Origin of the sequence: Pseudonocardia sp. CA-142604 (assembly GCF_050948475.1) — a bacterium.
In the GTDB taxonomy this organism is placed as follows: domain Bacteria; phylum Actinomycetota; class Actinomycetes; order Mycobacteriales; family Pseudonocardiaceae; genus Pseudonocardia; species Pseudonocardia alaniniphila.
Map to the genome: position 1 here is coordinate 5,210,964 of NZ_CP192045.1, position 21,798 is coordinate 5,232,761.

Sequence of the window (21,798 nt, forward strand, 5' to 3'; positions counted from 1 at the left end):
GGGGTGTGCACGGGGCACAGGCGTGCTCCTCGTCAGGCGGAGCCCTCATCTTAAATCGCACTGCCTGCAGGGGCAGACCCACGTCGTACGGCAGGTTCTCCGGACGTCACGCCGGTCACGTCTCGAAGCGGTGACCGGCCCGGGGGATCTAAGTTGCACGGTCATGGACGGCAGTCGCAACGGTGCGCGCGAAACGTCCTCGCCGTTCGTGGACTTCGACCGGGCGGCGTGGGCGAAGCTTGGCGAGAACACTCCACTCCCGCTCACGGCGGAGGAGCTCGACCAGGTCCGAAGCCTCGGTGACGAGGTCGACCTCGACGAGGTCCGTGAGGTGTACCTGCCGCTGTCGCGGTTGCTCACCATGCACGTCCAGGAGGGCGGACGGCTCTACCGGGCGTACCGGACGTTCCTGGGCGCCCGGACCGCGCGCACCCCGTTCGTGATCGGGATCGCAGGATCGGTGTCTGTGGGGAAATCCACAACGGCGCGGCTCATGCGGCTCCTGCTGGCCCGCTGGCCACAGCACCCGCGCGTGGAATTGGTGACGACCGACGGGTTCCTGCATCCCAACGCCGAGTTGGAGCGGCGCGGGCTGATGTCCCGCAAGGGCTTTCCGGAGTCGTACGACCGGCGGGCGCTTTTGCGGTTCGTCACCGAGGTCAAGGCCGGGCGGGCCGAGGTGACGGCCCCGGTCTACTCGCACCTGGTGTACGACATCCTGCCCGAGGAGCGGCTCACGGTGCACCGTCCGGACATCCTGCTGCTGGAGGGTCTCAACGTCCTGCAGCCTGCCCAGCCGGCGCGCGAGGGCGGCGCGGCGCTGGCGGTGAGCGACTTCATCGACTTCTCCGTCTACGTCGACGCGGCGACGGACGACATCCGGCGTTGGTACGTGGAGCGTTTCCTGCGGTTGCGCGAGACCGCGTTCCGCAATCCCGAGTCGTACTTCCGGCGCTATGCCGCGCTGGACGAGGCCGGAGCGATCGCGCGGGCCGAGAGCATCTGGGCGGAGATCAACGGGCCGAATCTGGAACGGAACATCAAGCCCACGCGCGGCCGCGCGAGCCTCGTGCTCCGCAAGGGTCCGAAACACAACATCACCGGCATCCGGCTACGGAAAGTGTGACCGAAGCGACGGCCGAGAGAAGGCCTGGCACGATGGTCGGATGACCAGCGTTGACCACGTCGACACCGACGAGCAGACCGAGCTCGCAGCCCGGCTGCGTCTGGTCGTCGGAAGGCTGAACCGCCGTATTCGGATCGACGGGCGGGAGTCGATCCCGCCATTACAGCTGTCCGCGCTGGTCACTGTGGAACAGCACGGGCCGCTGCGGCTCTCGGAGCTCGCGCGCCGGGAGGCCGTGACGGCTCCGACGATGAGCAGGGTGCTCGCATCCCTGGACGAGCAGGGCCTCGTGATCCGCACCCCGGACCCCAATGACGCCCGGGGCGTGCGGATCGTGTTGTCCGAGCAGGGCGCTGCGCGGCTGGCCGAGGTGCGCTCGCACCGCACGGCGTTGGTGGCGCGGCGCCTGGCCCGCCTCGATCCCGAGCAGCGGCGCATCCTCGATGTGGCGCTGCCGGCGCTCGAAGCTCTGCTGGTGGACGAGGAGAACTGAGGCGCGTCCCGGCCCGGGTCAGGCCGGCTCGCCGTCGACCAGCACCCTCAGGTCGTCGTGCATGAAGCTCACCCGGCCGGCGATCCGCGACGACTCCGGCAGCGGCTCCGGGTAGCCCCAGGCGGCGTCGGTGAGCTCACGGCCGTCCGGCAGCCGCACCGTCCAGTAGCTCGCGTCGCCCTTGTACGGGCAGTACGTGCTGGTGGTGGTGGCCTCGAGCGGCACCACGACGTCGTCGGGCGAGAGGTACCAGCGCAGCGGGTACCCGGTCTCGTCGAGCACCAGAGCGGCGTTGGACTCGGCGACCACCGTGTCGCCGGCGAGCACCTGCACGTGGCGGGCCGACCGGCGCACGTCCACCCGGTGGTACGGGTCGGTCAGCGCTCGCGCCGGTTCGTCCTCGTCGAACCAGGCGTCGGCGGCCTCCCAGTACAGGGAGGCGTAGCCGGCCAGCCAGGGGGCAGCGGGCGTCGGGTCCGGGTAGGCCCACAGCGCGTTCTCCACGACGCGGTCCCCCACCCGCAGTGAGCGGTAGGTGGCGTCACCCTTGAACGGGCAGTGCGTCGTGAGGTCGCTCGGGACGAACGCCGAGGCGTCGAGATCGGCCTCGGGAACGTAGAACCGCGCCGGCAGCGCGGTCTCGTGGAGCAGCACGCCGTGGGTGGTGTCGAGCACCGTTCGGCCGGCGAACTCCGCCCGCACCCGGCGCGGGAACGGGTGCATCAAGAGTTTGTGGGCGGGTCCGTCGATGCGGTAGTTGACGGTCTTCGGCGCACCTGCTGACAGCGGTGCGTCGTTGCGAGTGAGGCCCATGGGAAGCCCAACGCCGCACCGGGCGCCGAGCTTCCCTACGGGACCGCGGGTGGGTTCGCCTGCTCAGACGGCGAGACTCACGTGGTAGTCGGTCAGGAAGGACTCGAGCGTGAGGATCTGCTCGAGGCCCCACCGGTCGCCGAACACTGCGCCGCTGTCGGGTGCGTCCAGCTCTGTCCGGGCCCGGGCGACGTCGAGCAAGGGTGCCACTGCGGAGTCGCGGTTCTTCAGCAGCGCGGTGAAGTCGGTGCGCAGCATCTGGTCGTAGGTCGGGTCCTGGGTGGACGGGTAGGGGCTCTTGACCCGCTGCACGACCGACTGCGGCAGCACGTCGGCGGCGGCGGCCCGCAGCAGGCTCTTCTCACGCCCGTCGAAGGTCTTGTGTGCCCACGGTGTGCCGAACACGTACTCGACGAGGCGGTGGTCGCAGAAGGGCACCCGCACCTCCAGCCCCACGGCCATGCTCATCCGGTCCTTGCGGTCGAGCAGCATGGGCAGGAAGCGGGTGAGGAACAGGTAGGAGATCTCGCGCATGCGCCGCTCGTGCGGATCCGCCGCGGCCGGACCGGTCAGCTCGGGCACCTCCGCGAGAGCCCTGCGGTACTGGTCGTCGATGTAGCCGGGGAGATCGAGCTTCCCGAGCAGCCCGCGGTCCAGGAACCGCTGAGTGCTCTCCAGGCGCAGCGCGTTGCCGCCCAGCCAGGGGAAGGTGTCGGCCTTGACGTAGATGGGGTCGTGGAACATCTGGTAGCCGCCGAAGACCTCGTCGGCCGACTCCCCGGACAGCGCCACCGTCGAGCGCTGCCGGATCGCCCGGAACAGCAGGTAGAGCGAGCTGTCGATGTCGCCCATGGTGATCGGCAGGTCGCGGGCGTGGCGGGCGGCGGCCCGCACGTCCGGGTCCATGAGCTCGTTGGAGGACAGGGTGATGTCGGTGTGGTCGGTGCCGACGAACTCCGCGACCTCGTGTACGTACGGGCCGTCGGGCGTGGCGCGCATCGCGTCGGGCTTGAAGTTGTCGGTGTAGCCGACGAAGTCGACGGCGAAGGAACGGATCCGCTCCGTGCTGAAGCGGGCTGCCAGCGCGGTCATCGCCGAGGAGTCGAGCCCGCCCGACAGCAGTGTGCACAGCGGCACGTCGGAGATGAGCTGCCGCTGGATCGTGTCGTCGAGCAGTTCTCGGACGTGCCGGACGGTGGTGGGCACGTCGGCGGTGTGTGCGGTGTCGGTGAGCTGCCAGTAGCGCAGCTCCTGGATCCCGTCGCGGGTCACCCGGATGATGTAGCCGGGCGGGACCTCGCGCATGCCGCGGAACACGGCGTTGTGCGGGTCGGCGACGAATCCGAGTGCGCGGCGCAGGCCGTCGGCGTCGACAGCGCGCTCGGCGAGGCTGTTGGCGAGGATCGCCTTGGGCTCGGAGCCGAACAGCACTCCCTGCTCGGTGGGGTAGTAGTAGAGCGGCTTGATGCCGAGCCGGTCGCGGACGAGCAGCAGCTCGTGGTTCGCGGAGTCCCAGAGTGCGTAGGCGAACATCCCGTTGAGCTCACGCACGGCGTCACGCGGGTCGCGCCGGCCCCACTCACGGTGGGCCTGCAGCACCACCTCGGTGTCGCTGCTCGTCTGGAACCGGCAGCCTGCCCCGGCGAGCCGCTCACGCAGCTCCCGGAAGTTGTAGGTCTCGCCGCTGTAGACGAGCGCCAGGCTGGTCCGGCTCTCCTCCTCGAGCGTCATCGGCTGGCGGCCGCCCTGGATGTCGATGATCGCGAGTCTGCGGTGTCCGAGTGCCACTGGGCCCTCGACCCAGGTGCCCTCGTCGTCGGGACCGCGACAGGCCATCGTCGCCGTCATGGCGGCGAGCTCCCGCTGGGCGTCGGGGGTCGTCAAGTCTCGTTCGAAATCCACCCATCCGCAGATGCCGCACATGTTCGGGGCTCCCTGAGTTTGCGTAACTATCGTGTAACACCATTGCACCTCGCAACGTTGCTCGCCGCAACGAAGTACGCTCGCTTCGTGCCCGATCGACCCTTTCCCGGAGCAGTGGTGTCCGTCACCGACTCCATCTCCCAAGTCGAACGAGAGATCACCGTGCTGCTCCGTAGGACGTTGGAGCACTTGTGGGCCCGTGGGTACGGCGAGGGCCCTGTTGACCGCTACACGTATCCGGTGCTGGTCTTGCTCGACTCCCACGGACCGATGTTGCTCACCGAGCTGACGGCGCGGATCGGGCTCAGCAAGCCCACTGTGAGCAGGCAAGTCTCCCGTCTCGGGTTCGCCTCGCTCGTGGAGACATGGCCCGCGCCGCACGACCCCCGTGCCGTCGTCGTCCGCCTCACACCGGAGGGCGCCCGTCAGGCGCAGTTGGTGGGCGAGGCGCGGCGCGAGAGCCTGCGCGCGGTGCTCGTCGGCTGGTCGGACACGGACAGCGACACGCTCGCGACGCTCCTGGCGCGCCTCAACACCGATCTCGCCGGCCATCACGGCGGTGACGAGTAGTCAGAAACGGCCCATCCAACCCTTGTGCCGGACACGGCACGAAACGCCCGTCCGCGCGCTCACCTGACAGCCGTGATGCCATAGTTGCAGAGGAGGGTTCTGCTGGGCCGGCGGAGGGGGAGCATGTCGTGGACGGCCTGACCGCCCTGGTGGCCCAGCTCATCGCGGGCCTTCGGGGATTTGTGCCGCCCGACGTCTGCCCTGGTGGGTGGCCGTGGGCGGTATCCGGGCTGGGGGTGGCAGTCGGGCTGCTGCCTTCGATCGGCATCGTCGTGGTGGCCGCGCTGCGCAAGCGCATCGGGTCGCGGTACGGGGTCGGAGAGTCCACGGTGCTGGTCGGCGCCGGGTTGGTCACGGCGGGGTTGCTGCCCCTGCTCGCCTTCGTCGCGACCGGACAGGTGTTCCGGCTCGCGGACGCCGGATCGGACGTTCCCGGTCTGACCAGCAGGCAGCTGGACGACCTCGGAAGCGCGGTGTGCATCGCGGGGCCGCAGTCGAGCTACCTCGGCGGGTACAGCGTCGCCGAGGCGTTCGACATGTCGAAGCCGGTGGAGTTCGGGCTCGCCGTGGTGTTGCTGGTCGGGTTCCCGCTGGTCGCCAGCATGTTCGTGGCCGTGCAGGCCCGGCTCGCGCTGCGTCGCGGGCCGGCCTGGCCGGCCAAGTTCTTCTGGCTGCCGATCCTGCTGCTCGTCGTGTTCACCGCGGAGACACCGGCCGGCAGCTCGGGTCACCTGTGGCTCGGCGTCACCGCGGGGAGCTTCCTCGGGATCTTCGTGGCGCTGACCGCGGGCGTGCCGTCGCGCGAGACCGTGCGCCGCTCGCTCGCGCCGCCCGACCCACGGCCGGTCCCCGCCGCGGCGCGCCCGGGTGTCATCCGGACGCCGCCGGTGCAGACCGGGGCCCGCGCGGCGGTCGCCGAGTCCGCGCGCACCCGGCCCCCGCTCGCCGAGCGCCTCGCCGAACGTTTCGCCGCGCGCGAGGCCGAACCACCGGTCGTACCGATCCCGCGGGCCGCTCCGCTGGCCCCGGGCCCGCAGATGCCCGTGGGACCGCCTCCGGGACGCAACGGTGGCGCTCCACCCCCCACCCTGGTCGCGGGGGCGCCGCCCTACCCGACGGCGCCGCCGCTCGCGGGCGCCGTCGGCCGCAACGGCGCGGCGCGCTTCCGGCTGATCAGCAGGCTCGGTTCCGGCGGTTTCGGGCGGGTCTGGCTCGCCGAGGACGCCCGGCTCGGGCACCCCGTCGCGCTCAAGGCGGCCCACGCCCCGGACGCGGAGACCGAGCAGCGCATTCAGCGGGAGGCCCGGGCACTCGCCGCGGTGCGGCACCCCAACTGCGTGCAGATCCACGACCTGGTGCCGGCCGCGAGCGACCCCGGGCTCAGCGAACTCGACGGCATGGTCATCGTGATGGAGTACGTCGAGGGGTCCTCGCTCGGCGAGCTGGTGCGCTCGCGGGGCCTCCTCGACGACATGGCGGCCGCCCGGGTCTGGGCGAGCGTGGCCGGGGCCCTCGATGCGGCCCACACGCGCGGAGTGATGCACCGTGACGTGAAGCCGGGCAACATCGTCGTGGACCGCGTCGGGCAGGCGCACCTGATCGACTTCGGGATCGCCCGCCGGACCGGCGACGCGACGATGACCCTTGCGGGCTTCGTGCTCGGCACACCTGACTTCCTCGCGCCCGAGGTGGCCTGCGGGGAGCGTGCCACTCCGGCGTCGGACTCGTGGCAGCTCGCCGCCACGATCTCCTACGCCCTCACGGGGCACCCGCCGCGCGGTGGGCACCCCGACGCCGTCTCCGGGCTGCGGGCCGCGGCCTCGGGGGCTCCGCTCTCGCATCTGCCGAAGCGGTCGGCGCACCTCGCGCTCCTGCACGCCGGGATGGACAACGACCCGACCCGCCGCCCGCCGCTGCAAGTCGTACAGCGGGCGCTGGAGGACTGGCTGCGGCGCAGCGGCGCCCACCCGGACGGCCCGATGACGGCGGGCACGCGGGGCCGTTGAGGGCAGACCAGCCCGCATCCGGCACCGGTCGGCTCGCCGGCGTCGACGCCGCCCGCGCCGTGGCGCTGGTGGGCATGTTCGCCACCCACATCCTTCCGCTGCGTGCCGATGGCGCGCCGACGCCGGTCGGGCTCGTCGCTGACGGCCGGTCGTCGGCGCTGTTCGCCGTGCTCGCCGGGGTGGGAGTGGCGCTGTCCACGGGCGGGCCGCGCCGGCCTGCTGATGCCCGGGCACATCGCGCCGCCGCGGCCGCGCTGGCCGTGCGCGGGCTGCTGGTCGGGCTGCTGGGTCTGTGGCTGGTGGAGTTCGACCCGCCGGTCGCGGTGATCCTCGCCTACTACGGGCTCCTGTTCGTGGTCGCGACGCCCCTGCTGCGGCTGCCGGCGACAGCGCTCGCGGTGGGTGCGGTCGTGGCCTGCGTCCTGGGCCCGGCGATGAGCCTGCTGTTGCGATCGGGCCTGCCGGCCGGGCCGGGTGGCCAGCCGGGCCTCGCCGCGGTGGCGCAGCCCGGCGCCCTGCTGGAGACGTTGGCTCTCACCGGGGTCTATCCGGTGTTGCCGTGGATCACCTATCTCCTGGCCGGGATGGCTGTCGGCCGCATGGACCTGCGCAGCGCACGGGTGGCGGCGGGCCTGCTGGCCGTCGGCACGGTGCTCGCCCTGCTGGCCTCCGGGGCGTCGGCGCTGCTCCTGGGACCGGGAGGCGGTGCGGCGGCGCTCGGCCCGACGGCGCTGGCGCAGCGCCGCTACGGGACCACGCCCACCGGCAGTTGGTGGTGGCTGGCGGTCGACACCCCGCACTCGGGCGCGCCGCTCGACCTCGCCCACACCACGGGCACGGCGCTCGCGGTGCTGGGCGCGATGCTGCTTCTGGCCCGATGGGCCCGACCGGCGGTGCTGGTGCCGGCTGCGCTCGGGGCGGTGCCGCTCACGCTCTACACGCTGCACGTCGTCGCGCTGGCCGCGTACCCGGGCACGGTGCCCGACGGCAGTCCGGACGAGGGCGCGCTCCTGGTCGGGCATGTCCTGGCGGCCACCGCGATCGCGACGGCGCTGTGGCTGGCCGGACGGCGGGGACCTCTCGAGTCCGTGGTCTCGGGTGCCGCCCGGCGGGTTCGAGTTGCGCTGAACCCCGCCCCTCCCGCCCCTGCGCCCGGCCGCTGAGATCCCCGCAGAGCTCAGAACGCCTGCAGGCCCAGCCGCACGGCCAGCACCATCCCGGCGACGGCGATCGCGATGCGCAGCGCGGAGCCAGGGAGCCGGCGCGCCAACAGGGGGCCTGTCCAGCCGCCCACCAGCAGCCCGGCGGCCAGTGGAAGAACGGCCCACCACTCCACGGGCCCGAACACCGCGAACCCGACGGCGGCGATGCCGTTCGCAAGTCCCAGCAGCACGTTCTTGAGCGCGTTGCCCTGCAGCAACGACACCGGAAGGGCCACCAACAGCAGCGCCAGCATCAGTACGCCGGCTGCGGCGCCGAAGTACCCGCCGTACACCGAGACGGCGACGATCCCGGCGATCACGCCGGGGCTCGTCCGGTGCGAGGAGGCGGTCACCATCGCAGACTTGATCATGGGCTGCAGGAGCAGCGCGAGCGAGGCCGCGGCGACGAGGAACGGGACGATCTGCACGAACAGCCCGTCCGGGGTGACCAGCAGCAGTCCGGCGCCGGTCGCGCCGCCGAGCACGGCGAGCAAGGCGAAGCGCCGGACGGCCGGCCCCTGACCGGTGAGCTCCGGACGGGAGCCGGCGGTGGAACCGAGCGAGCTGAACGTCATCGCGACGGTGTTGGTGACGTTCGCCGCGGTGGCGGGAATGCCGGCGGCCAGCAGCGCGGGGTAGGAGAAGAGCGACGCCAGCCCGGCCATCGATCCGGCCAGCCCAGCAGCGACACCGGCGCCGACCAGCAGAAGGAAGGTGCCGATAACCACGTTAAAGAACTTTAACGAGGCATCGGTTGCGAATCCTGCGGATGCGACCTCACCCACAGCACGGACTCCGCGCCGGCGGGGCCCGCCCGAACCCGGCCCGACATGACGTCGGACACTCTGTCCGACCCGGAGTAGCGTTGCCCGGGCGGGCGAGGACACGGACAAGCCGGTGCGGCTCGCTGCCACGCTCCCTGACCGCTCGACGGAGATCGTGTCCGCGTGGCGAGGACTACGCGGCCGTAACGGCGATCGCCCACGTTCCCGCGGCCCACCGACGGGGTTTCCGGCAACGGCAGAGGATGGACAACGGTGATTCACGGCAGGTCCTGGCAGGCCCATTCCTTCGGCGAGCCGAAGGACGTGCTGCGCGTGGAGGAGGTCGAGTGGGCCGCCCCCACGCAGGGACGTGTGCTGGTGAAGGTCCGCGTGTGCGGGGTCGGCCTGCCCGACCTGCTGATGACGACGGGTGCCTACCCGCCGCTGCCGCAACCGCCCGTCGTCCCCGGTCAGGAGGTGGCCGGTGAGGTCGTCGCCGCACCCGCAGGCTCGGCGTTCGCGGTGGGGGACCGGGTCATGGGTTCCACGGCGTTCGTCGAGGGCTGGGGCGGCTACTCGGACTACGCGTACGTACGTGAGGCGAAGACGGTCCGCGTTCCGGCGACGATGACCGACGAGGAGGCCGCCGGTTTCGTGATCGGCTTCCGCACCGCCTACGCCGGGCTGTGCGACCGGGTCCGCGTCGCGTCCGGGGAGGTGCTCCTGGTCCTCGGCGCGGCGGGCAACACCGGCGCAGCGGCCGTCCAGCTCGGAAAGGCGCTCGGGGCCACGGTCATCGCGACCGCAGGCACCGAGGAGAAGCTCGAGTTCTGCACCCGGATCGGAGCCGACAACGTCGTCAACCACCGGACCGAGGACGTCGCGGAGGTGGTCCTCGCGATCACCGGTGGCAAGGGTGCCGACGTCGTCTTCGACCCGGTCGGCGGTGAACTCGGCACCCGCGCCACGGCCGCCGTCGCACGCCTCGGCCGCATCGCCGTGATCGGCTACGCGAGCGGCTCCTGGCTCACCCTCGATCCGCTCGACATGGTGCTGCGCAACTACACGGCCGCCGGTGTGTTCGCAGGCGGCACCGTCGAGGAGGACCGGGCCGCGTACGGGCAACTCGTCGAGCTGGCCGAACGCGGGGCAATCAGGACACCGGTGACCACCGTCGTGGCGTTCGACGACGTCCCCGACGTGATCAGCGCGGTACCGACCGCGCCTCCGGGGAAGGCCGTCGTCCGCATCTCGTGAGGACGATCCCGAGTCACAGGGCCGTCACCGGATCCTGGCCCGGCGGCCCGGAGGGCCACCAGCGACCGTCGACCCGGTGGAACGGGTACCAGCGGCCGTCCACACCTCGGCGGATCCTGATCTCGGACTCGGCACCCGCCGCGAGCAGCTCGGCCTCCGCCGCGGCCTCCTCGGGCGCCGGGTCGTTTCCGGCCCTCTCGAGGGCATCCTGACCTGCGGATCCGCCCAGCTCCCACGCCCGGACGGCCGCGGCGATGCCCGGCCCGGCCGACGCCGCCACCCGCTGGGCCGTGCCGGGGTGAAGGGCGGCCCAGCGTGCGGCGTCGGCCCACTCGGTCAGTGGGACGCCGGACGTGGTGAGCAGCTCACGTGCCCGCACCGCCACGTCGGCGGCGAGCAGAGCGAGGGCGTCGAGCGGAAGACCCGGCGCCTCGGGGACGACCAGCGCCTGCGCCCGCGGCGGGTCGGGCGGTGCAGGCGGGAGCGGAGCAGGCACCGCCGCGTAGGCCTCGGTCGCCGGAACGCCCCGCTCCACCGCGCTGCCGGCGGGCTCAGCTGCCCGCGTGCGGCGCGTCCCGAGTGCCTCCAGCAACTCGTCGGTGGCACGGCCCCGCAGCAGCAGGAGGACGAACGGGTCGTCGTCGAGCAGCCACGCCGTCTGGTAGCAGAGGGCTGCGGCGTGCTGGCACGGGTCGCCGATGTCGGGGCAGTCGCAGTCGGACTCGAGGTCGCCGATCGTGGGCAGCAAGGGCACTCCGACGGCGTCCGCCGAGTGCACGAGCGCTCGGGGTACCTCGCCGTCGAGCAGCGCCGCGAGGTGGCCCGCCTCGGCGCCCACCTGGTCGAGCAGGCGGTCCCAGTCGGCGTCGCTCAGCTGCGTGAGGTGGACCGTCACCTCGACGATCCCGTCCGGGTCCTCGACCACCGCGCTGATCCGGCCCGGCGAGATCGTGATCGGCCCGACCCTGCCGCTGCCCGCGAACCGTCTGCCCCGGCGCAGCAGCCCGGCGTCGAGTGCGGTGTCCTCCATCGCCGCGACGAACGCCCGCGCCCACCAGGACCGTCCGCGCCTGCCCGGCCTGGGCGGAAACGCCGCAAAGCCCCGTGCCGTGTTCATCGTTCGCCTCCGCGGAGTTCGACGAGGTCGGCCAGTTCGGCGTCGGTGAGTTCGGTGAGCGCCGACTCGCCACCGGCGAGCACGGAGTCGGCCAACGCGCGCTTGGACGCGAGCAGACCGGCGATGCGGTCCTCCACGGTGCCCTCGCTGATCAGCCGGTGCACCTGGACCGGGCGGGTCTGCCCGATCCGGTACGCGCGGTCGGTGGCCTGGTCCTCGACGGCGGGGTTCCACCACCGGTCGTAGTGCACGACGTGATCGGCGCGGGTGAGGTTGAGTCCGGTACCGGCCGCCCGCAGCGAGAGCAGGAACACCGGTACCTCGCCCTGCTGGAAACGATCGACCATGGCCTCGCGTTCGGGGATCGTGGTGCCGCCGTGCAGGAACTGGACTCCCACGCCACGCCCGCGCAGGTGCCGCTCCAGGAGCCTGCCCATCGCGACGTACTGCGTGAACACGAGGGCCGCCCCGTCGCCTGCGACGATCGTGGTGAGCAGTTCGTCGAGCAGTTCCAGCTTCCCGGAGCGACCGGCGAGCACAGGCTCGGTCTCGCGGACGTAGAGGGCCGGGTGGTCGCAGATCTGCTTGAGCGCGGTGAGCAGCGCGAGCACGAGCCCGCGCCGGGCCATCCCGTCGGCGTCGGCGATGCGCGCCATCGTCTCGGCGACGACCGCTTCGTACAGCCCGGCCTGCTCGCGGGTGAGGCCGACCGGCCGGTCCGTCTCGGTCTTGCGGGGCAGTTCGGGCGCGATCCCGGGGTCGGACTTGCGGCGGCGCAGCAGGAACGGCCCGACCAGCCGCGCGAAGCGCTCGGCGAGCCCGGGATGGTCACCGGCGGCGATCGGCTCGGCCCACCGGGCACGGAACTCGGCCTGTCCGCCGAGCAGCCCCGGCGTGGTCCAGTCCAGGATCGACCACAGCTCCAGCAGGTTGTTCTCCACGGGCGTTCCGGTCAGCGCCACACGGGCAGCGGCCGGGATGGAGCGCAGGGCCTGGGCGGTGCCCGACGCCGCGTTCTTCACGTGCTGCGCCTCGTCGGCGACCACGAGTCCCCAGTGGTGCGCGCCGAGCACGGCGGCGTCGCGACGCATGGTGGCGTAGGTGGTGAGGACGAACCCCGCGCCGGCGGGGAGGGAGCGGCCCGCGCCGTGGAAACGGTGCACGGTGACACCGGGCGCGAACCGGGTGATCTCGCGTTCCCAGTTCCCCATCAGTGACGCCGGGCAGACGACGAGCGTGGGTCCGGCGTCGAGGGCCTGCCGTCGCAGGTGCAAGGCGATGAGTGTGATCGTCTTGCCCAGGCCCATGTCGTCGGCGAGGCAGGCGCCCAGCCCGAGCGAGGTCATCCGGTCGAGCCAGCCCAGCCCGCGCAGCTGGTAGTCGCGCAGCGCGGCCGCGAGCCCGTCGGGCGGGGCAGTCGGCGCGGGTGGCGAGGCGATCCGCTCCCGCAGCTCCTGCAGCCAGCCCGTCGCCCGCACCGCGACGGTGCCGCCTGCGGCGTCGACCTCACCGGTGAGTGCCGCGCCGAGCGCCGCCACCGCCGTGACCGGGCCGAGGGTCCGTTCCCGCGCCCGTTGCCGCGTGGCGGGGTCGACGAGCACCCACTCGTCCCGCAGCCGGACGACGGGCCGGTGGCTGTGCGCGAGCTCGTCCCTCTCCTCGGGGGTGAGGGGGTCGCCCCGCAGGGCGAGCTCCCAGTCCAGCATCAGCGGCTCTGCCTCGGCTCCGAACGTCGCCGGCCCGGTGCCGTGACCGGCGACCGCGCGCGTCGAGAGCGATGGGCGCAGGTCACGCGGCCAGTGCACGGCGATCCCGCCGGCGGTGAGCCGGGTTGCGGCGGCACCGAGGAGGTCGGCGACGTCCCCGTCGTCCAGCTCCAGCTCGTCGGGTACAGCACGGGTGAGCAGCTGCTGGAGCGGCTCCCAGAACCGTGCCGCGCGCCGCGCGGCCAGCAGCGCGTCGATCCGCGCCCGGGGGCCGAACCCGACCGCCGTCCCGGTCCAGACGTCGGCGAGGTCGGCCACGCGGGTGGGGTCGGCGAGCGCGTGGAGCTGGACGACGGCGCGGAACCGGGAGGCGTCGGCATCGGTCTCCACGCGCAGCGAGACGCGCACCCCGGCGTCGACACCCGCGGCGACCTCGTCGGCCCAGTCCCGCAGCTCCGGCACGGCCTGCGGGCCGGGTGCCGCGAACAGCGGGGTGCCGACGGCCATGGCGGCGGCGGGGGAGCGCGGCAGCGTGTCGGCGACCGCGTCGAGGAACGCGCGCAGCAGCGGCGCGGCGGCGGGCAGCTCCGACGGGCCTGCCCCGGGCGCCGTACCGGAATCCACGACGGCGCGTGCGGTCGGCGGCATGGCCGCGGCGAGATCACGCAGCCGGGCGGCGTCGTCGGCGTCCAGCGGGCCGACCCGCCAGGCGTCGAACCCGGCCGGTGACACTCCCGGCAGCAGCCGGCCGCGCGCCACGAGGTGCAGCGAGAGGCGTGTCGCCACGGCCCAGAACCGCAACGCCGGGTCCTCACCCCCGGCGAGCAGCAGCGGAAGGGCCTCGGCGACCGCGAGGCGGCGTACTGCCAGCGCGTGCGTGGTGTCCCCGGGCGGCGGGACGATCACAGCGCTTCCGGGCTCGCCGACGTCCTGCATCGCGGAGCCCCAGAGCAGCACCTGGCCCAACCGCGGCGGGTCGGCCGGGACGAAGCACACCCCTCCCGACTCGAGGAGGGGAAGCGGGGATTCGGTCCGAAGCGTCGGGCTCGACGTCACAGATCTCCCGCCATGGCGCCGACGTAGCGGGCCAGGTGCTCACCGGTGAACGAGGCGGGCGACTCCACCAGCTTGGCGGGCGGCCCCTCGAACACCACGTCGCCGCCGTCGTCGCCGCCGTCCGGGCCGAGGTCGATCACCCAGTCGGCGTGCGCGATGACGTCGAGGTTGTGCTCCACGACGATCACCGAGCTGCCGCCCTCGACGAGCCGGTCGAGAAGCCCGAGCAGGTGCCCGCAGTCGGACATGTGCAGCCCGGTGGTCGGCTCGTCGAGCACGTAGATGTTGCTCTTCTCGTGCAGCCGCCCGGCGAGCTTGAGCCGCTGGCACTCGCCGCCCGAGAGCGTGGACAGCGGCTGACCGAGCGTCAGGTATCCCAGGCCGACGTCCACGACGGCCTGAAGCCGCTTGCGGATGTCGCGGGCGGTGAAGAACTCCAGCGCCTGCTCGGCGGTCATGTCGAGGGCATCGGAGATCGATTTGCCGTTGACGGTGAGGGCCAGCACCTCGTCCGTGTAGCGCCTGCCGCCGCAGTCGGTGCACGTGGAGCGCACGCCGTCGAGGAACGCGAGGTCGGTGTAGACCACGCCGAGGCCGTTGCAGCCGGGGCAGGCGCCTTCGGAGTTGAAGCTGAACAACGCGGGTTTGACGCCGGTCTCCTTGGCGTAGAGCTTGCGGATCGGGTCCATCACGCCGGTCCAGGTGGCCGGCGTGGAGCGGATGGACGTGGACACGGCGGTCTGGTCGACGACGATCGCCTCCGGGTGCTGCGGCACCAGCACCTCGCGGACGAGCGTGCTCTTGCCCGACCCGGCCACCCCCGTGAGCGCCACGAGCACACCGAGCGGGATGTCGACGTCGAACCCGCGCAGGTTGTTGGCCGAGGCGTTCTCCAGGCGCAGGTGACCCGTGGGGATGCGCGGGTTCTCCCGCAGCGAGACCTGCCGGTGCAGGAACTCGCCCGTCAGCGTGCCCGACGACACCAGGCCGGCGACCTCGCCCTCGTAGACGATCCGGCCGCCGTCGGTGCCGGCACGCGGCCCGAGCTCGACGACGTGGTCGGCCGCGGTGATGACGTCCGAGTCGTGCTCGACGACCAGCACCGTGTTGCCCTTGTCGCGCAGCCGGTGCAGCAGCGCGTTCATCCGCCCGACGTCGCGGGGGTGCAGCCCGATCGTCGGCTCGTCGAACACGTACATGACGTCCACCAGCGACGATCCGAGGTGGCGCACCATCTTGATCCGCTGCGACTCCCCGCCCGAGAGGGTGGAGGTCTCCCGGTCGAGGGTGAGGTAGCCCAGCCCCATGTCGATCAGCGCCCCGACGCGGGTGAGGGCCTCGTCCACGAGCGGCGCGACCTCGGGCGTGCGGAGCGTGGCGAGCACGGTGCGCAGCGAGCCCAGGTCGAGCGCGGTGAGCGAGGGCAGCGTGTGCCCGTCCACGGTGGCGGTGCGGGGTGCCTCGGCGAGTCTCGTGCCGGCGCAGGCCGGGCAGCGCACCGAGGTGGTGTAGGCGGCGACGGCCTCCCGCTTGCCCTCGGACGCCTCCTCGACCTCGACGAAGAGCCGGTTGAACTTCGTCTCGACGCCCTCGAAGTCGACCTTCATCGACTTGCGGCCGACGACCTGCAGAGTCACCTTCTCGTCGGCCCCGTAGAGCAGGAGCTTCCACTCCTCGTCGGTGTAGTCACGCAGCGGCTTGTCGAGGTCGAACCGCCCCGAGCCCGCATAGGTGTGCCAGTACCAGCCGTCGACCGCCCAGTTGCGGTGCAGGATCGCGCCCTCGTTCAACGACTTGGACCGGTCGAACATCTTGTCGTGGTCGAGCTGGATCTCTCGGCCGATGCCCTTGCACTCCGGGCACATGCCCTGCGGGTCGTTGAAGCCGAACACGTTGCTGTAGCCGAGGTGCGGCGTGGAGCGGCGGGAGAACAGCAGCCGCAGGAACGAGTTGATGTCGGTGACGGTGCCCAGCGTGGAGCGGCTCCCACCGCCCAGCCGTTTCTGGTCGACGACGATCGCCGTGGAGAGGTTCTCGATCAGGTCGGCGTCGGGCTGGCCCAGCTTCGGCAGGAAGCCCCGCACGAACGCGGAGAACGTCTCGTTGAGCTGGCGCTGCGCCTCCGCGGCGATCGTGTCGAAGATTAGCGACGACTTGCCCGACCCGGACACCCCGACGAACGCGGTGATCTGCCGCTTCGGGATCCGTACCGACACGTTGCGAAGGTTGTTCTCCCGCGCGCCGGTGACGATGATGAATTCCTGCTGCATCGGGCTCCCTCGGGGGTGGGTCGGCGGTGCTCATGCGGGGCGTCACGGGAGGGGACTCGTCCGGGACGTGAATGTCATCGGCGGCGCCGTCGCGGATGTCACCCGGCTACGTCGTCCGGATTGTCCAGACGGAACACCGCGCATCGCCCGGCGAGGCCTTCGAACGCCTCCGGAGTGAGCTCGTCGACCACACCGGCGTCGCGCATGATCTTCGCTCCGTCGTGCATGCGGACCGGCCACGCACGAAGGACCGGCACGGCGTCCTGCGGGTCGACCTCGACGAGTCGCACGCGCTCCTGGGTCTTCCCCACACTGAGCGTGCCGGTACCGGCCGCGCGCGCGTTGCGGGCCCAGTCGGCGCCGGGAAAGCCTTCGAGCAGGTAGCGCTCCCCGTCCAGGTCGAGCACCGACAACGGAGTACGGCGCGGCTCCCCGCTCCTGCGGCCCGCCACGGTGAGCACCGGCAGATCCTTCATCCCGAGCCCGAGACGCTGCACCGTCATCAGCACCCGGTTCATCGGCTTCAGCCACCGCGGCGGCGTGGCGGTCTTCTTGGCACTCATCGACTCATCTCCCGGTAGCGGTACACGGACAGCGGCGCGAACACCGCGACGATCACCAACGGCCACACCACGGCCATCAGCACCGGGTGCTGGGCGACCCAGGAGTCACCACCCCAACCGGGATTGCCGAAGAGCGCACGGGTGGCGGCCGCCGTGGACGAGAGCGGGTTCCACTCCGCGATCGTCGAGACGACGGCGGGCATCGTGGCCGGGGCGACGAACAGCCCGGAGAGGAAACCGACCGGGAACTCGAGGGTCTGCACGGCGGTGACGGCTCCGGCGCTGCGCACGAGCAGGCCCAGGTAGATGCCCACCCAGAGCAGCGCGAACCGCAGCAGGAGAAGGAGCCCGACGGCGAGGACGACCGCGCCGGGGCTCCCGGACGAACGCCAGCCGACCGCGAGCCCCACCAGGAGCAGCACCCCGAGTGCGATCGCCGAGGTCACCATGTCGGCCGCGGCGCGCCCGACCAGCACCGCCGAGGGCGCCATGGGCATCGAGCGGAACCGGTCGGTGATACCCCGCTGTGCGTCGGTGACGACGGCGATCATGGTGGCGGAGAGCCCGAAGAGCATCGTCATCGTGAACAGCCCGGGCAGGAGAGCCTGGCGGTAGTCACCTCCGCCGGGCACGGCCATCATGCCGCCGAGCAGGAACGCGAACATCAGCACGAGCAGGATCGGGAATCCGACGGCACCGGCCAGCTCGGCGGGCTGGTGCCGCAGGTGGGCGAGGTACCGGCGGGTGAGGACGGCGGCGTCTGCCACCGCCCACCGCAATCGGGAGCCGGGGTGGGTCAGGACCGTCACGCGGCCACCTCCGTGGTCGCGCTGGAGCCGGTGAGCTGCAAGAACACCTCGTCCAGCGTCGGGCGGCGGACGGTGAGGTCCTCGGCGTCGATGCCCTCGGCCTGCAGCCCGTGCACCGTGGCCGCGAGCGCCGCCATCCGATCGGCGACGGGCGCCGCGACCCGTCGGGTGGCCGGATCGACCTCGGCCGCGGCGCCCGCCACGCGTTCCACGAGCGCCGCGGCGCGCGCGAGGTCGCCGGCGTGCCGTACGACCAGGTCCACCCGGTCTCCACCGATCCGTGTACGCAGCTCGTCCGGCGTTCCCTCGGCGATCACCCGCCCACCACCACCTCGGGGGGCCGCCAACACGGAGATCCGGTCCGCGAGCTGGTCGGCCTCGTCGAGGTACTGGGTGGTCAGGAGCACGGTGGTGCCGTCGGCGACGAGCGCACGCACGGCGCCCCACACCTCTGCCCGGCTGCGCGGGTCGAGCCCGGTGGTCGGTTCGTCGAGGAACAGCACGGCCGGGGCGAGGATCATGCTGACCGCCAGGTCCAGCCTGCGGCGCATCCCGCCGGAGTAGCGCCCGACCGCCCGACGTCCGGCGTCGACCAGGTCGAAGCGCTCCAGCAGCTCGCCGGCCCGGCGCCGGGCATCGGATGCCGAGAGGTGGAACAGCCGGCCGAACATCACCAGGTTCGTGTGCCCGTCGAGGATCTCGTCGACGGCGGGGTACTGGCCCACGAGCCCGATCCGCCTCCTGACATCGGTGGCGTGCGTCGCGACGTCGAGCCCGGCGATCGTGGCGCGCCCGCTGTCGGCGCGCAGCAAGGTGGTGAGGATGCGGACGGCGGTGGTCTTGCCCGCACCGTTGGGCCCCAGGAGGCCGTGGACGGTGCCGGACGGCACAGCCAGGTCGAAGCCGTCGAGTGCCTGGTCGTCGGAACCGGGGTAGCGCTTGCGGATCGCCTCAGCCGTGACCGCGGCGGCAGCGGGAACCATGACCCTCCCGATACTCAAACTTGAATCAGGCCGCCGAGTGTGCACAACAACCGCCGGGTGTGCAAATTTGAATCGCCCGAAACCGGACGACTGTTACGGCGCGGGGTGCTCTGGCGAGCTCTGCAGCTGCGGCCAGCTGCCGGGTTTCCCCGGGGAGCCCGGCTCGCCCGCCATCACATACGCCCCCGCCTCCAGGCGCTCGATCACACCGCGCGTCCACTCGGCTCCACCCGCGGCGGTGTGCTCCCAGAGCCCGAACAGCTCACGGACGTGCGGAGGCTCCGCCCACGCGTCCACCTGCGCCTGGGCCTTGTCGCGAGTCTCCTCGAGGGTCGCCAGCCGCTCGCGCAGCAGCGTGATCGCCTCCGCGCGGGGGAGCGAGGGCAGCATGGCGAGCGCGGCCCCCAGGAAGTCCGGCCGTGGCTGGGGGCGCCGCACCGCGTCACGCAGGAGCCGCATGAACTCGGCCTCACCGCGCTCGGTGAGCTCGTAGTCGGTGCGACCGGGGATGTCGTTGTGGTCGAGCAGGTGACCGGCCTGGGTGAGCGCCTTCAGCGCGTGGTAGATCGATCCCCACTTGACGTTCGCCCACTCGTCCGCGCCCCATGACAGCAGGTCGTGGCCCACGCGATAGCCATGTGCCCGGCCGTACCCCCGCACGATCCCGAGCACCAGCAGTCGCGTTGCCGACATCCATCACCTCTCGTCACAGGGTGGCGCCAGGGTAGGACAACCTGGCGCGGTCGCCGGATCGGATGATTCCCGGAGCACCCCGAGAGGCGCCCGCGCGCTGGGCGCAGTATGAGCCGACGGACGACGCACGGGGGGACCACGGTGACGACACGACGGATGGGCCGGATCGCGGCGGCGGGAGCGCTCGCGGGAGCCCTCCTCCTACTGGCGGGCTGCTCCGGGGGCGCGGGGACCGCACCGGCACCCGCACCCGAACCGGTGCCGCCGGTGACCGGCACACCGACCACCCAGAGCGCCCCCTCGGACCAACCGGGCGCCGCGCAGCCGACCCGCGCGCAGGTCCCGAACGATGACGGAGCGGCCGCGGGGCCACAGCGGTGCACCACAGGCGAGCTGTCGGCGTCCCTCGGGCAGAGCGACGCGGGAGCGGGTTCGGCGTTCTTCCCGCTGATCTTCACCAACACCGGCTCGCGTACGTGCGAGCTCCGCGGCTTCCCCGGTGTCTCCTACGTAGCGGGCGACGACGGCCACCAGGTGGGGCAGGCCGCCGCGATGTCGGGCGAGCGTGGAGCGCAGGTCCCGATCGCACCCGGAGCCACCGCCGTGGCCCAACTCCGGTTGGCGAACGCCCTGAACTTCGACGAGGCGACCTGCGTTCCCACACCGGTGCGCGGGCTGCGGGTCTACCCGCCGGGCGACACCGCCTCGCTCTTCGTCCCGATGGACGGCACCGGCTGCGCGGGACCGCTCACCGAGTCACTGCTGACGGTGCAGACGATCACGGCCCCCTGATCGGCGCCGCGAGCGGTCGCGGGCTCAGCGGCGCAGGGCGGTCTCCTGCTCCATGTACGACAGCTTCTCGGGATTGCGCACGGCGTAGAGGCCGGTGATGAGGCCGTCGTCGATGCGCACCGTCACGACGGTGTCGATCTCGCCGCCGAGCCGGAGAACCAGCGCCGGGTAGCCATTGACCTGTGCCGGCTGCAGTGACATGGCGGCGGCGATCCTGCCGATCCCGGCTGCCAGCACGCGAGCCACCCTGTCGGCCCCCACGACGGGCTTCAGCACGGCCTGCACGACCCCGCCGCCGTCACCCAGGAGGACGACATCCGGCGCGAGGATGTCGAGGAGGCGTTGCAGATCACCCGTTTCGACCGCCCGCTGGAACGCCTCGAGCGCGTCTCGGGTCTCGGCCGCCGAAACCGCTCCGCGCGGCCGGCGCGCGGCGACATGTGACCGTGCCCGGTGCGCGATCTGGCGGACCGCTGCCGCGCTCTTGTCGACGGCGGCCGCGATCTCGTCGTAGGTCAGATCGAACACCTCACGCAGCACGAACACCGCCCGCTCGGTCGGCGTCAGCGTCTCCAGGACCAGCAGCATCGCGATCGAGACACTGTCGGCCAACTCGACGTCCTCGGCCACGTCGGGCGCGGTCAGCAACGGCTCGGGCAGCCAGGGCCCGACGTAGGACTCCTTGCGGCGGCCGAGGGTACGCAGCCGGCTCAATGCCTGGCGAGTGGTGATCCGGACGAGGTACGCACGCTGGTTCTGCACCTCGGAGAGGTCGACGCCCGCCCACCGCATCCAGGTCTCCTGGAGGACGTCCTCGGCGTCTGCAGCCGAGCCGAGCATCTCGTAGGCGACGGTGAACAGCAGGTTGCGGTGGATGAGAAACGCCTCGGTGGCGGGGTCCGGGCGCTCGTCCCGGCTCATTCCTCCGTCGCGATCGTCGGGCGCTGTCCGCGACGTGCCGACCATGGGCGTAGCTCCTGTTCGTCCTCGACTGTGTCACCACCAGACACCGGACCCGGCCGATCTGTGACACCGAGACCGTTGTGGCCCGTGTCACGCCACCGGTGCTGTCACAAGGAGCGGGACGCCGGCATCTCGTGTTCGTCCACCGCAGCACGCACCACCCACGAGTGAGGACGACATCATGGACGCCCGATTCAACCTGCTCGACAACGAGATCGCCGCCAAGTTCGCCAAGCGGTTCGCCAACAGCGCCATGGTGATCCACCAGTCACCGCTGCCGAAGTCCACCCAGGAACTGGTGTCGCTGCGCGCCAGCCAGATCAACGGCTGCGGTTGGTGCATCGACATGCACACCAAGGAAGCCGCGGCCGCCGGCGAAACCCCGGTCCGCCTCAACCTGGTCGCCGCCTGGCGCGAGTCGACCGTGTTCACCGAGGCCGAGCAGGCCGCGCTGGCGCTCGCCGAGGAGGGCACCCGGCTCGCCGACGCCCACCAGGGCGTGTCCGACGAGACGTGGGCCCAGGTACGCAAGCACTACGACGACGACCAGATCGCCGCGCTGGTCGCCCTGGTCGCCCTGATCAACGCGGCCAACCGGCTCGCCGTGATCGTGCACCAGAAGGGAGGTTCCTACGAGCCCGGCATGTTCGCCGCCGCGACCAGCTGATCGCCTCCCCGGCCCGGCCCGGGAT

The 21,798-nt window shown here is 72.1% G+C and carries 19 protein-coding genes; 8 read left to right on the forward strand and 11 right to left on the reverse strand.

What is annotated here, in order from left to right; all coding sequences use genetic code 11:
• Positions 1-163 precede the first annotated feature (163 nt).
• Complete coding sequence (coaA, locus tag ACQPZQ_RS23545; RefSeq protein WP_433284056.1) at positions 164-1,126, forward strand: type I pantothenate kinase; 963 nt, start codon at positions 164-166, stop codon at positions 1,124-1,126.
• Positions 1,127-1,166: 40 nt separating this feature from the next.
• Positions 1,167-1,619: a MarR family winged helix-turn-helix transcriptional regulator gene (locus ACQPZQ_RS23550; RefSeq protein WP_241035665.1), complete on the forward strand. Its 453-nt coding sequence runs from the start codon at positions 1,167-1,169 to the stop codon at positions 1,617-1,619.
• 18 nt (positions 1,620-1,637) lie between these two features.
• Here ACQPZQ_RS23550 and ACQPZQ_RS23555 read toward each other — a convergent pair whose 3' ends face one another.
• Complete coding sequence (locus tag ACQPZQ_RS23555; RefSeq protein ID WP_433284057.1) at positions 1,638-2,432, reverse strand: DUF427 domain-containing protein; 795 nt, start codon at positions 2,430-2,432, stop codon at positions 1,638-1,640.
• Positions 2,433-2,495: 63 nt separating this feature from the next.
• Positions 2,496-4,355, reverse strand: a complete 1,860-nt coding sequence (gene asnB, locus ACQPZQ_RS23560; RefSeq protein WP_433284059.1) for an asparagine synthase (glutamine-hydrolyzing) — start codon at positions 4,353-4,355, stop codon at positions 2,496-2,498.
• An 87-nt stretch (positions 4,356-4,442) separates the two neighbouring features.
• Here asnB and ACQPZQ_RS23565 point away from each other — a divergent pair, with 87 nt between their 5' ends.
• The 3 genes from ACQPZQ_RS23565 (at position 4,443) to ACQPZQ_RS23575 (ending at position 8,094) form a co-directional block, all read left to right on the forward strand.
• Positions 4,443-4,925 carry a MarR family winged helix-turn-helix transcriptional regulator gene (locus tag ACQPZQ_RS23565; RefSeq protein ID WP_433284061.1) on the forward strand — a complete coding sequence of 161 codons (483 nt, stop codon included), beginning with the start codon at positions 4,443-4,445 and terminating at the stop codon, positions 4,923-4,925.
• Positions 4,926-5,053: 128 nt separating this feature from the next.
• Positions 5,054-6,931, forward strand: a complete 1,878-nt coding sequence (locus tag ACQPZQ_RS23570; protein WP_433284063.1) for a protein kinase domain-containing protein — start codon at positions 5,054-5,056, stop codon at positions 6,929-6,931.
• The gene (locus ACQPZQ_RS23575; RefSeq protein ID WP_433284065.1) at positions 6,928-8,094 is read left to right on the forward strand and encodes a heparan-alpha-glucosaminide N-acetyltransferase domain-containing protein; all 1,167 of its coding nucleotides are present in this window, start codon (positions 6,928-6,930) and stop codon (positions 8,092-8,094) included. Before ACQPZQ_RS23570 ends, ACQPZQ_RS23575 begins: the two co-directional genes overlap by 4 nt.
• Before the next feature lie 14 nt (positions 8,095-8,108).
• Here ACQPZQ_RS23575 and ACQPZQ_RS23580 read toward each other — a convergent pair whose 3' ends face one another.
• Entirely contained in the window at positions 8,109-8,861 is a 753-nt protein-coding gene (locus ACQPZQ_RS23580; protein WP_433284067.1) for a sulfite exporter TauE/SafE family protein, read from the reverse strand.
• A gap of 309 nt (positions 8,862-9,170) precedes the next feature.
• Between ACQPZQ_RS23580 and ACQPZQ_RS23585 the strand changes: the two genes are divergently transcribed.
• The gene (locus tag ACQPZQ_RS23585) at positions 9,171-10,154 is read left to right on the forward strand and encodes a zinc-binding dehydrogenase (RefSeq protein WP_433284069.1); all 984 of its coding nucleotides are present in this window, start codon (positions 9,171-9,173) and stop codon (positions 10,152-10,154) included.
• Positions 10,155-10,167: 13 nt separating this feature from the next.
• Here the strand turns inward: ACQPZQ_RS23585 and ACQPZQ_RS23590 are convergent, their stop codons facing one another.
• The 7 genes from ACQPZQ_RS23590 to ACQPZQ_RS23620 form a co-directional block, all read right to left on the reverse strand.
• Complete coding sequence (locus tag ACQPZQ_RS23590) at positions 10,168-11,271, reverse strand: SWIM zinc finger family protein (protein WP_433284071.1); 1,104 nt, start codon at positions 11,269-11,271, stop codon at positions 10,168-10,170.
• On the reverse strand, positions 11,268-13,913 hold the full coding sequence (locus tag ACQPZQ_RS23595; protein ID WP_433299321.1) for a DEAD/DEAH box helicase: 2,646 nt from the start codon (positions 13,911-13,913) through the stop codon (positions 11,268-11,270). The genes ACQPZQ_RS23590 and ACQPZQ_RS23595 overlap by 4 nt, the downstream gene beginning before the upstream one ends.
• Before the next feature lie 116 nt (positions 13,914-14,029).
• Complete coding sequence (locus ACQPZQ_RS23600) at positions 14,030-16,303, reverse strand: ATP-binding cassette domain-containing protein (RefSeq protein WP_433284073.1); 2,274 nt, start codon at positions 16,301-16,303, stop codon at positions 14,030-14,032.
• A gap of 98 nt (positions 16,304-16,401) precedes the next feature.
• On the reverse strand, positions 16,402-16,866 hold the full coding sequence (locus ACQPZQ_RS23605) for a nitroreductase/quinone reductase family protein (protein ID WP_433284075.1): 465 nt from the start codon (positions 16,864-16,866) through the stop codon (positions 16,402-16,404).
• Positions 16,863-17,675 carry an ABC transporter permease gene (locus ACQPZQ_RS23610; protein ID WP_433284077.1) on the reverse strand — a complete coding sequence of 271 codons (813 nt, stop codon included), beginning with the start codon at positions 17,673-17,675 and terminating at the stop codon, positions 16,863-16,865. The genes ACQPZQ_RS23605 and ACQPZQ_RS23610 overlap by 4 nt, the downstream gene beginning before the upstream one ends.
• Positions 17,672-18,658, reverse strand: coding sequence for an ATP-binding cassette domain-containing protein (locus ACQPZQ_RS23615; RefSeq protein WP_433284079.1), 987 nt, complete (start codon positions 18,656-18,658; stop codon positions 17,672-17,674). Before ACQPZQ_RS23615 ends, ACQPZQ_RS23610 begins: the two co-directional genes overlap by 4 nt.
• A gap of 93 nt (positions 18,659-18,751) precedes the next feature.
• The gene (locus tag ACQPZQ_RS23620) at positions 18,752-19,351 is read right to left on the reverse strand and encodes a PadR family transcriptional regulator (RefSeq protein WP_433284081.1); all 600 of its coding nucleotides are present in this window, start codon (positions 19,349-19,351) and stop codon (positions 18,752-18,754) included.
• A 141-nt stretch (positions 19,352-19,492) separates the two neighbouring features.
• Here ACQPZQ_RS23620 and ACQPZQ_RS23625 point away from each other — a divergent pair, with 141 nt between their 5' ends.
• Positions 19,493-20,143: a DUF4232 domain-containing protein gene (locus ACQPZQ_RS23625; RefSeq protein WP_433284083.1), complete on the forward strand. Its 651-nt coding sequence runs from the start codon at positions 19,493-19,495 to the stop codon at positions 20,141-20,143.
• A 24-nt stretch (positions 20,144-20,167) separates the two neighbouring features.
• Here the strand turns inward: ACQPZQ_RS23625 and ACQPZQ_RS23630 are convergent, their stop codons facing one another.
• Complete coding sequence (locus tag ACQPZQ_RS23630) at positions 20,168-21,109, reverse strand: RNA polymerase sigma-70 factor (protein WP_433284084.1); 942 nt, start codon at positions 21,107-21,109, stop codon at positions 20,168-20,170.
• A 178-nt stretch (positions 21,110-21,287) separates the two neighbouring features.
• Here ACQPZQ_RS23630 and ACQPZQ_RS23635 point away from each other — a divergent pair, with 178 nt between their 5' ends.
• A complete protein-coding gene (locus ACQPZQ_RS23635; RefSeq protein ID WP_433284086.1) occupies positions 21,288-21,773 on the forward strand; it encodes a carboxymuconolactone decarboxylase family protein in 486 nt (161 codons plus the stop codon).
• Positions 21,774-21,798: the final 25 nt, after the last annotated feature.